This is a genomic window from Microterricola viridarii, assembly GCF_900104895.1.
Lineage (GTDB): Bacteria > Actinomycetota > Actinomycetes > Actinomycetales > Microbacteriaceae > Microterricola > Microterricola viridarii.
This window is the reverse complement of sequence record NZ_LT629742.1, coordinates 3,828,063-3,837,721: the sequence shown is the minus strand read 5'-3', so window position 1 is coordinate 3,837,721 and position 9,659 is coordinate 3,828,063. Positions and strand designations below refer to the sequence as shown.

The window sequence follows — 9,659 nt, the reverse complement described above, 5'->3', positions numbered from 1 at the left end:
CAGCAGGGCAGAGGTGCGCTTGTTCCAGAGCGCGGCCAGGTAGGTGGGGGAGTTGACCTCGGCCCTGGCCGCGTCTCCCACGAGCAGCTCGACGCTGTCGTCGCCTCGCGCCGCGGCATCCGCCGCCGCCTCGCGCAGCCACTCCACCTGGTGCGGCTCGACGGCGATGTCGAGTGCGCCGTTGCGCTCGAACTCGAAGTCCATGCCGAGCTCTGCGCTGGCCGCCTCGATCTCGTCGAGGTTCTCCAGGCCGAGCCGGTCGAGCTCATCGAGCTCCTCCGGCCAGCGGTTCTCGCCGTTCTCGCGGCCGTGGGTCAGGCTGGCCTCGCAGAACCCGCCGTTGCGGCCGGATGCCGCCCAGCCGATCCGCTGGCCCTCCAGCAGCACGACGCGGGCGTCCGGGTTGCGCTGCTTGGCGAGCACCGCCGTCCACAGCCCGGTGTAGCCGCCGCCGACGATGGCGAGGTCGGCGGTCACCGCCCCGCGCAGCTCCGGGTGGCGCGGCCGCTGCACGTCATCCAGCCAGAACGCGGCCTGCCGGGTGCCGGTCAGCGCGTGCTCGACCACGGATGCCGCCGGTCGTCGTCTCTCGAAAACAGTCGTGCCCACGCGTATCATCGCTCCGTCTCGGCGTTCGCCGCACGGCATCCTCGCCGCGCGCTCCCGTCCATCATGCCCGCCCCGCGGCATCCGCCGCCAGCAAGCCGCCAGCGAGCCGCCAGCGCGCCGTGGCAGCGCGCCGTCGTCGCGGGGAGCGACTACGAGGTCGGCTGGACCGGGATCGCCTCGGTGTCGGGCAGTGGGCTGGCATCGCGGCCGCGGAGGTCCGGGTGGTAGCGCTTGGCGAGCACCGGCACGATGAAGCCGACCAGGGCGAAGAGCGCGGCGGCCCAGAATCCGCCGACCGCGCCGTTGCTGTCGATCAGGAAGCCGGCCGCCGCCGAGCCGAGGGCCGCGCCGATGAGCTGGCCGGTGCCGACCCAGCCGTACGCCTCGGCGGTGTCGCTGAACTTGACGCTGGCCGAGACCATGGCGAACAGCACGGCCAGGGCCGGGGCGATGCCGATGCCGGCCACGAAGAGGGCCGCCGAGAGCCACCAGAAGACCATGTCGCTGCTGACGAGCACCATCACCACGGCCGCGAGGCCCATGCCTACGAAGACGATGAGCATGCGGCGGGCCGTCGACCACGGGCCGATCGGAACGTGGCCGAGCCCCAGGCCGCCGGCGATCGAGCCGACGGAGAAGATCGCGAGCACGATGCCGGCCTCGGCCCCGCCGTGGCCGAAGGTCGCGACGACCGCGGCCTCCACGGCGGCGCAGGCCCCGACGAGCAGGAACCCGACGCCCGTCGCCAGCAGTACCGGCGGGCGGCGCAGCACCGCACCCAGCTTGCGCTTGCTGCGCGGGATGCGCACCCGGCCGAGTTCCGGCAGCACGATGAACCAGATGCCGCCGCCGACCATGAAGATCACGGCGAGCATGATGCCCCACACCGTGCTGATCTGGGTCGCGACGAAGGTGGTGACGACGGGGCCGACCACCCAGATGATCTCCTGCGCGGTCGCGTCCAGCGAGAACAGGGAGTGAGCTGTCGGGAGTTGACCATCTTCGGGTAGATGGTGCGCACGGCCGGCTGGATCGGGGGCATGCTGAGTCCGGCCAGTGCGCCGACCACCATGTAGAGGGGTACCGACATCGGCACGAGAGCGATCGTGCTGACCATGCCGCGCAGATCGCCAGGGTGATCGTGAGCACGGGCGCATGCCCCAGCGGCCCATCAGGCGGCTGGTCAGCGGGCCGGCAATGGCCTGGCCGACGCTGGTGGCAGCGAGCAGGCGGCTCCGTAGCTGCCGGTCTGCTGCTCCACGTGCAGCAGGAACGCGAGCGAGAGCATCCCGAACGGGAAGCGGGCCACGAGTTGGGCCGTGATGATGCGCGCAACGCCAGCCGTTTTGAGGAGGTCAGAGTAGGTGCTCACGATTCCCCAATTCTACCGAGCCCGGTTGGAGGCGGCGGCCAATCGTCGTCGCAGGATATAGCGTGTCAGAGGGTGTGCTTCGGCCGCTAGTCGGCCAGGTCGATGGAGCCGCCCCGATTGGAGAATGACGGATGCCGCACCCCCTCGTGACCGCCGACGAGCTCGCCGCCCTGCTGCAGGACGCCGCAGCAGGCGCCCGCGTGCGGGTGCTCGATGTGCGCTGGAGCCTCGGCGGCCCGGCCGGCCGGCCGCTGTTCGACGCTGGCCACATCCCCGGAGCCGTCTACGTCGACCTCGACACCGAGCTGGCCGGCCACGGCGAGCCCCGCGACGGGCGGCACCCGCTGCCGGACATGGCCGACTTCCAGGCCGCGGCGCGCGGCTGGGGGCTGAACGACGGCGACACCGTCGTCGTCTACGACGATTGGCGCAGCCACGCCGCCGTGCGCGCCTGGTGGCTGCTGCGCTACGCCGGCGTCGCCGACGTGCGCGTGCTCGACGGCGCCCTGCCCGCCTGGCTGGCCGCCGGCCGGCCGCTCGCGACGTCCGCGGACGCCACGACTGCGCCGGCGCCGGGCACCCTCACCGTGGTGCCCGGCGGCCTGCCCGTGCTCACGACCGAGCAGGCGGGGGCGCTGCCGGATTCCGGCGTGCTGTTGGACGCCCGCGCCGCCGAGCGCTACCGCGGCGACGTCGAGCCCATCGACCCCCGCGCCGGGCACATCCCGGGTGCGCTGAGCGCGCCGACCGCCGGCAACCTCGACGCTGAGGGCAGATTCCTCGAGGCCGCGGCGCTGCGCGAGCGCTACGAGGCGCTCGGGGTGACGGACGCCGCGCCCGTCGGCGTGTACTGCGGCTCCGGCATCACCGCCGCCCATGACGCACTGGCGCTCACCCTTGCCGGATTCGCGCCCGCACTGTTCCCCGGCTCGTGGTCGGCATGGGCGAACCGCGCCGAGCTGCCGGTGGCGACCGGTCCGGCGTCCGCATAGCGGGCGGCACGAATCCAGCGCCGAGGGCGCATCGCGATCGGTGCTGGCATTCGCGCCGATACGCAACAAAACTCCGCTGGCCCGGGCTCATTCGCACGTAAATTGCGCGAAACTGCACATATCGCGCCTTCTTATGTGCGCCCAAAACGTTATCCCCGCAGCGAATCGCTGAGTTCCTCGTGCACTATGCTCAAACTCACCCGAGAAAAGGTCACGTCCACAACGATGTGGGGACCGACCCTAGAGTAGAGGATTCCGCAATGAGACTTCGTTACGCCGTTCCCGCCCTCGCAGCAGCCGCCGTGCTTCTGCTCTCTGGCTGTGTAGACAACTCCAGCCCGAGCACGGGTGGCAACGAGAGCGCTCCGGCCATCGCCAAGGACGACGCAGCGGCGGCGCTGCTGCCCGAGGGCGTTGGCGCCAATGGCAAGCTCATCATCGGCATCGACCCGACCTACGCGCCCAACGAGTTCAAGGACGCCGACGGCAACCCGATCGGCTGGGGTGCAGAGCTGGCAGAGGGCATCGCCGGCAAGCTTGGGCTGACCCCCGAGTTCCAGGTTTCGAAGTTCGACAACATCATCCCGAGCGTCACCGGAGGCAAGGCCGACATCGGCATGTCCAGCTTCACCATCACCGAGGAGCGGATGAAGCAGGTCGACTTTGTCAACTACTTCAACGCCGGCATCCAGTGGGCCTCGGCCAAGGGCAATGACGTCGACCCCGACAACGCCTGTGGCCTCAAGGTCGCCGTGCAGGCCACCACCTACGAGGACACCGATGAGGTTCCCGCCAAGAGCGAGGCCTGTGTCGCCGCCGGCAAGGCGCCCATCGACAAGAAGCAGTTCGACACGCAGGATGCCGCGACGAACGCCGTCAAGCTCGGCCAGGTTGACGCGATGAGCGCCGACTCGCCCGTCACCCTCTACGCGATCTCCCAGACCGGCGACGCCCTCCAGCTCGCCGGCGAGACCTTCGACGTCGCCCCGTACGGTGTCGTCGTCGCGAAGGACTCCGGCATGGCCGAAGCCGTGCAGGCCGCCCTCCAGTCGATGGTCGACGACGGCAGCTACAAGAAGATCCTCGACGGCTGGGGCGTCTCGGACGGCGGCATCAGCACGATCACCATCAACGTCGCAACCTCCTAAAGAAATAACTCATGACAACATCTGAACCACACCGTTCGGCGGCAGGGGATTCCCTGCCGCCGAACGGCGTTGGCGGCGCCTCCGCCCTCAAAGCCATCCGCCTGAAGCACCCCTGGCGCAACACCTTCGCCGTGGTGCTCGTGGTGATCTTCGCGCTCTTCGTCATCGACGCGGCACAGCGCCCGGCCTATGACTGGCCCTCCGTGGCAAGTACCTCTTCGACAGCCGCGTCTCGGCGGCGGCGCTCGTCACCCTCGAGCTCACCGTGCTCGCGATGTTCTTCGCGATCATCCTCGGTGTGTCGCTGGCGATCATGCGCCTCTCGCGAACCCGGTGGTCAAGGGCGTCGCCTGGTTTCTACCTCTGGATCTTCCGCGGCACCCCGGTCTACGTGCAGCTCGTGTTCTGGGGCCTCATCGCGATCATCTACAAGACGATCGACATCGGCCTCCCGTTCAGCGAGCCGTGGGTGACCTTCAGCACCAACGACCTGATCGGCGCCTTCTGGCTCGCCGTGATCGGACTCGCCCTCAACGAGGCCGCGTACATGGCCGAGATCGTGCGCGCCGGCCTGCTCTCCGTCGACAAGGGTCAGGAGGAGGCGGCCACCGCGCTCGGCATGGCTGGTTCCAGACCATGCGCCGGGTGATCCTGCCCCAGGCCATGCGCGTGATCATCCGCCGACCGGCAACGAGGTCATCTCGATGCTGAAGACCACCTCGCTGGTCACGGCCGTGCCGCTCTCCACCGAGTTGTACAGCCGCACCCGCGACATCTCGGCCGAGACGTTCAACCCGATCCCGCTGCTCATTGTGGCATCCATCTGTACCTCGCCTTCACCTCGGTGCTCATGGTCGGCCAGTACTTCCTCGAGCGCTACTTCGCCCGCGGCGTCGGCGACCGCCGCCCCGACCGCGGCACGACGGCCACCGGAACCCTGCCCGTCATCGGCGGCAACCAGCCCACCGTCATCACCGGCGCTGCCCCTGTCCAGGGCGCGGATGCCGGCGACCAGCCGATCGACCCCGGACACGGAGGAACCCGCTCATGAGCGACACCCTGAGCGGCAGCAACACGTCTGCTGCACCCGCCACCCCCGCGGCGCCGATGGTCGTTGCCGAGGCCGTCTCGAAGAGCTTCGGCTCCAACGAGGTGCTCAAGTCGATCTCCCTCGAGGTCAAGCACGGCGAGGTGCTCTGCCTCGTCGGGCCCAGCGGTCCGGCAAGTCCACCTTCCTGCGCTGCATCAACCACCTCGAGGTGCTCTCCTCCGGGCGGCTCAGCGTCGACGGCCAGCTCGTCGGCTTCCGCGAGTCGGGTGACAAGCTCTACGAGCTGCACCCCAAGGAGGCCGCCAAGCAGCGCCGCGACATCGGCATGGTGTTCCAGCGCTTCAACCTGTTCCCGCACATGACGGGCGATCGAGAACATCATGGAGGCGCCGATCCGGGTCAAGGGCCAGAAGAAGGCGGTGGTCGAAGAAGCGCGCACGCGAGCTGCTGGACCGCGTCGGTCTCGCCGACCGGGCCGACTATTACCCGGCGCACCTCTCGGGCGGCCAGCAGCAGCGCGTGGCCATCGCGCGCGCACTCGCCATGGACCCCAAGCTCATGCTGTTCGATGAGCCGACCAGCGCGCTCGACCCCGAGCTCGTCGGCGAGGTGCTCGACGTCATGAAGGAGCTCGCCAAGTCGGGAATGACGATGATCGTCGTCACCCACGAGATGGCTTCGCCCGCGAGGTGGCCGACACCCTGGTGTTCATGGACGGCGGCGTCGTCGTCGAGGCCGGCGACCCGCGCGAGGTGCTCGCCAACCCGCAGCACCAGCGCACGAAGGCGTTCCTCTCCAAGGTGCTCTAGCCGAACTCGCTGGTCGAGTGACGAGAACGAGCGTATCGAGACCTCGCACGAGGCCCGGCTTCCCGCGGGAAGCGGGCCTCGTTGCATCCCGCCGGGGTTCGCTCAACCGGCGGTTTTCGCATTCCCCGTTGGCTCGGGCAGCGTGCGACCGAAGCCAACCAGACGAGCCGTGCCTACTCGTCGACCGGCGGGCGACACGGGCGACGGTGCGGAATCCGCGTTGGACATCGACGAGTCCGGTGTGTTCGACGAGCGGGCCGCATTGCGGTACCGATTGCAGTACGAGTCGTGGCAGAGGAACGACCCACCGCGCATGACGCGCAGCGCGCCAGAATCCGGGCCCCGCGGGTTCTCGCTCGGCGAGGCGGCGTAGTACCCGGGGTCGAACCAGTCCGCGCACCACTCCCAGACGTTGCCGACGGTCTGCCAGAGCCCGTAGGCGTTGGGGGTGAAACTGCGCACCGGCGCGGTGGTGAGCCAGCCGTCGTCCAGCGTGTTCACCGTGGGGAAGGTGCCCTGCCAGATGTTCATCCGCCAGTCCTCGCGCTCGGTGCCCCACGGGTAGCGCGCCCCGTCGAGGCCGCCCCGGGACGCCGCCTCCCACTGCGCCTCGCTGGGCAGCGCGCGGCCGGCCCAGCGGCAGTAGGCCGCGGCGTCGTTCCAGCTCACGTGCACGACGGGGTGGTCGCCGAGGCCGCTCAGGTCGGAGTCGCTGCCGCCCGGGTGCTGCCAATCGGCGCCGCGCACGCCGAGCCACCACGGGGTCGCGGGCGGCTGCCCGACGATGTCCTTCTGCGGTGCGGCCAGCGCGAGGTGGAAGACGGCGGAGTAGCCGAACGTCTCGGCCTCCGTGCGGTAGCCGGTGGCCTCGACGAAGGCGCGGAACGCGTCATTCGTCACGGAGGTGGCGTCGATGCTGAAGGCGTCGAGGGTCACGGCGTGCACCGGCTGCTCGCCGTCGGCGCGGTAGCCGACGCCCTGGTGGTCTCCCATGGCGAACGTCTGGGCGGGAACGAGCGCCTGCTCGATCGTGTGCCCCGGCCTGCCTGCCGCTCCGCACCGGTGGCGGGGGAGGCGGCGCTGGGGGAGAGGGTCAGGCCGTGCCGGCCCTGCGGGGCGCAGCACGAGCTGCCGTGCGGGTCGCCCGCGCTCATCAGAGCCCCAGCTTCAGGGTGATGGCGTCGGCGAGGGCGCTGTCGATGATCAGCGTGTGTGCGTAACCGGCGCGGGCGGCCGCGATGGTCGCGTCGACGCGGTGGGCGCCGTAGCTGGTGGCCACGATGTGCGGGACGGCGCGCAGCTGTTCGGCCGAGATGCCCAGCACCCGGTCATCGAGGGCGGCGAGTGCGAGCGTGCCGTCGGCCGTGAAGACGCGGCCGCTGATCTCGCCGACGGCGCCGGCCGCCGCGGCCTGCTGCGCCAGCTTCGCCGGGACGAGCGGGTAGAGCGAGGAGCCCTCCTCCGACCAGGTGCCGACCGAGACGACGGCGATGCTGAGGTCCGCGGCCCGCTTCAGGCAGGCCGCGATCTCGGCCTGCTGCTCCAGCGCGCGCCGGATGTCGGGGCTCTCCACCACCAGGGGGCGTAGATCGGGTACGCCGTGCCGTGGGCGAGACGGGCGACGTGGCGGATGATCTCGACGGAGCCCATGCGGTTCCCCGTCAGGGTGAGCGCTCCGGCCAGCTGCACGACGTCGCACGGCGCGAGGTGGTCGAGGTGGGCGGCCATTGCCTCGATCGCGCGACTCCAGGTGAGCCCGACGGCATCCCCCTCGAGCACGGTCGCGGTGAGGTAGCGCGCCAGCGCCTCGCCGACGCTGTCGAGCGACGGCTCCAGGCCGAGCTTGCGCGAGCGGCCGACCACGATGGTCTCGGCCAGGCCGAGGGCGCTCGTGATCTTCGCGCCGGCGACCGAGTCGATCTCGGCCGGGTCGCCAACAGAGATGCGCACCAGCCCGGAGGCGCGGGCGTCTTCGAGGATCCGGGCGACCTGCCAGCGGCTGAGCAGCTCGCGCTCGGCGATCGCCACCTTCGACTCGTCGTCGAGGTAGTAGGAGCGGGCAACTCTCAGCACCTGTGACGGATCATGGGTGGGGTGCTTCGGGGGTGTGCGAGTTGCCACGTCGAGCCTCATTCCTCTTCGAGCTGCCATTCTACCGCTCATATGTGCGAATTGCGCCTCACGTTTGCGCGAGGCTTTCCCGGTGGCTACAGTGAACCGATCACTAATGTGCAAATGGCTGCGCTCATTTGAGCGCAACACGTCCAAAGAAGGGCCCCCATGACTTCCCCCACGTCCGTGGCAACCGCAGCTGCACCTGCGGTCGCCACCCCCGCCTCGCCCAAGAAGGCCGTCGCCGCAGCATTCGCCGGCGCATTCATCGAGTGGTACGACTTCTACCTGTACGGCATCGCTGCCGCGCTCGTGTTCCCCCGCATCTTCTTCCCGAGTCAGACCCGACCGTTGCACTGCTGATGTCGTTCGGCAGCTTCGCCGCCGGCTTCCTGATGCGCCCGCTCGGCGCCATCGTGTTCGGCCACTTCGGCGACAAGCTTGGCCGCAAGAAGATGCTGATCATGACGGTGCTGATCATCGGTATCTGCACCTTCGTCATTGGCCTGCTGCCCGGTTACGAGCAGCTCGGTGTGTTGTCGGTCGTGCTGCTTCTGCTCGCACGCCTGCTGCAGGGCTTCGGCATCGGCGGTGAGTTCGGCGGCGGCTCGCTCGTTGCCCTCGAGAACGCACCAACGGGCAAGCGCGGCCTCATGGGCAGCTTCCACCAGATGGGTACCCCGGCCGGACTCCTGGTCTCGACGGGTATCTTCAGCCTGATGCAGCTGCTCCCCGAGGACGACTTCTTCTCGTGGGGCTGGCGCGTGCCGTTCCTGCTCAGCGGTGTCTTCGTCCTGCTCGCCTTCGTCATCCGTCGTTCGCTGCCGGAGACGCCGGCCTTCGAGGCCGACAAGGACGAGGTGCGTTCTGTTCCGTTCTTCGCGCTGATCCGCGAGGGCTGGAAGAACCTGCTCCTCGGCATCGGCGCCCGCATGGCCGACGCCGTGACCTACAACATCATCAACGTCTTCGCGATCTCCTTCACGACCACCTACCTCGGCCTGCCGAGCACCCTGATCCTGGTCGGCTTCACGATCTCGGCCGGCGTGCAGATGGTGCTGCTGCCGTTCTTCGGCAGCTGGTCCGACCGCATCGGTCGTCGCCCGATCTACCTGGCCGGCATCGCCATCTGCGGCGTCGGAGCGCTGTTCTACTTCCCGATCCTCCAACTCAACCAGCCGCTCAGCACCTGGTTGATCATCGTGGCCCTGCACGCGGTCGGAACCGGCATGATGTTCTCCATCCAGGGAGCATTCTTCGCCGAGATGTTCGGCACCCGCATGCGCTACACCGGCCTCGGCGTCGTCTACCAGAGCTCCGCCCTGATCGGTGGCGCCCCGACCCCCGCGATCGCCGTCGCGCTGACCTCGGTCTTCCTCGGCTCGTACTGGCCCGCCGTGATCTACCTGATCGCCGCCTGTGTGATCAGCGCGATCTGTGTGCTGCTGGCATCCGAGAACTCCAAGCTCGACCTCAGCGACACCTCGGCCATCGTCACGAACAACAGCGCGCGCAAGCTCGCGCGCGCAGCCCGCTAGGCAGCGGCAGAGCGACAAGCCAGCGGAA

General features: G+C 69.3%; 8 protein-coding genes and 4 pseudogenes. 7 read left to right on the top strand and 5 right to left on the bottom strand.

From position 1 onward, the window contains the following. Nucleotides 1-609, bottom strand: a 609-nt coding sequence (locus BLT62_RS17940; RefSeq protein WP_172829753.1) for an NAD(P)/FAD-dependent oxidoreductase, incomplete at its 3' end; no start/stop codon positions are given. Nucleotides 610-758: 149 nt separating this feature from the next. Further along, a pseudogene (locus BLT62_RS17545) lies at nt 759-1,981 on the bottom strand (MFS transporter). Between the two features lie 131 nt (nt 1,982-2,112). On the opposite strand from BLT62_RS17545, the gene BLT62_RS17540 reads away from it, so the two are divergent. From BLT62_RS17540 to BLT62_RS18230, 3 genes are all read left to right on the top strand, one after another. Beyond that, a complete protein-coding gene (locus tag BLT62_RS17540; protein ID WP_083362222.1) occupies nt 2,113-2,973 on the top strand; it encodes a sulfurtransferase in 861 nt (286 codons plus the stop codon). 260 nt (nt 2,974-3,233) lie between these two features. Beyond that, nucleotides 3,234-4,121 (top strand): ABC transporter substrate-binding protein, encoded by an 888-nt coding sequence (locus tag BLT62_RS17535; RefSeq protein WP_083362221.1) that lies wholly within the window; start codon nt 3,234-3,236, stop codon nt 4,119-4,121. 274 nt (nt 4,122-4,395) lie between these two features. After that, entirely contained in the window at nt 4,396-4,770 is a 375-nt protein-coding gene (locus BLT62_RS18230; RefSeq protein WP_231919456.1) for an ABC transporter permease subunit, read from the top strand. 24 nt (nt 4,771-4,794) lie between these two features. Here BLT62_RS18230 and BLT62_RS18225 read toward each other — a convergent pair whose 3' ends face one another. Continuing rightward, a complete protein-coding gene (locus tag BLT62_RS18225; RefSeq protein WP_231919286.1) occupies nt 4,795-4,932 on the bottom strand; it encodes a hypothetical protein in 138 nt (45 codons plus the stop codon). Between the two features lie 39 nt (nt 4,933-4,971). Between BLT62_RS18225 and BLT62_RS18220 the strand changes: the two genes are divergently transcribed. Both BLT62_RS18220 and BLT62_RS17525 read left to right on the top strand, forming a co-directional pair. Beyond that, entirely contained in the window at nt 4,972-5,172 is a 201-nt protein-coding gene (locus BLT62_RS18220) for a hypothetical protein (protein ID WP_231919285.1), read from the top strand. Further along, nucleotides 5,123-5,784, top strand: a pseudogene (locus BLT62_RS17525) (amino acid ABC transporter ATP-binding protein); the annotation flags it as partial. The gene BLT62_RS18220 and the pseudogene BLT62_RS17525, both read left to right, overlap by 50 nt. 396 nt (nt 5,785-6,180) lie before the next feature. Here the strand turns inward: BLT62_RS17525 and BLT62_RS17520 are convergent. Both BLT62_RS17520 and BLT62_RS18215 read right to left on the bottom strand, forming a co-directional pair. Next, nucleotides 6,181-7,135, bottom strand: a pseudogene (locus BLT62_RS17520) (formylglycine-generating enzyme family protein); the annotation flags it as partial. Next, a pseudogene (locus tag BLT62_RS18215) lies at nt 7,135-8,114 on the bottom strand (sugar-binding transcriptional regulator). The pseudogenes BLT62_RS17520 and BLT62_RS18215, both read right to left, overlap by 1 nt. Nucleotides 8,115-8,261: 147 nt before the next feature. Between BLT62_RS18215 and BLT62_RS17815 the strand changes: the two are divergent. Continuing rightward, nucleotides 8,262-8,456, top strand: coding sequence for a hypothetical protein (locus BLT62_RS17815; protein WP_156786420.1), 195 nt, complete (start codon nt 8,262-8,264; stop codon nt 8,454-8,456). Then, on the top strand, nt 8,456-9,631 hold the full coding sequence (locus BLT62_RS17505; protein ID WP_083365220.1) for an MFS transporter: 1,176 nt from the start codon (nt 8,456-8,458) through the stop codon (nt 9,629-9,631). Before BLT62_RS17815 ends, BLT62_RS17505 begins: the two co-directional genes overlap by 1 nt. Nucleotides 9,632-9,659: the final 28 nt, after the last annotated feature.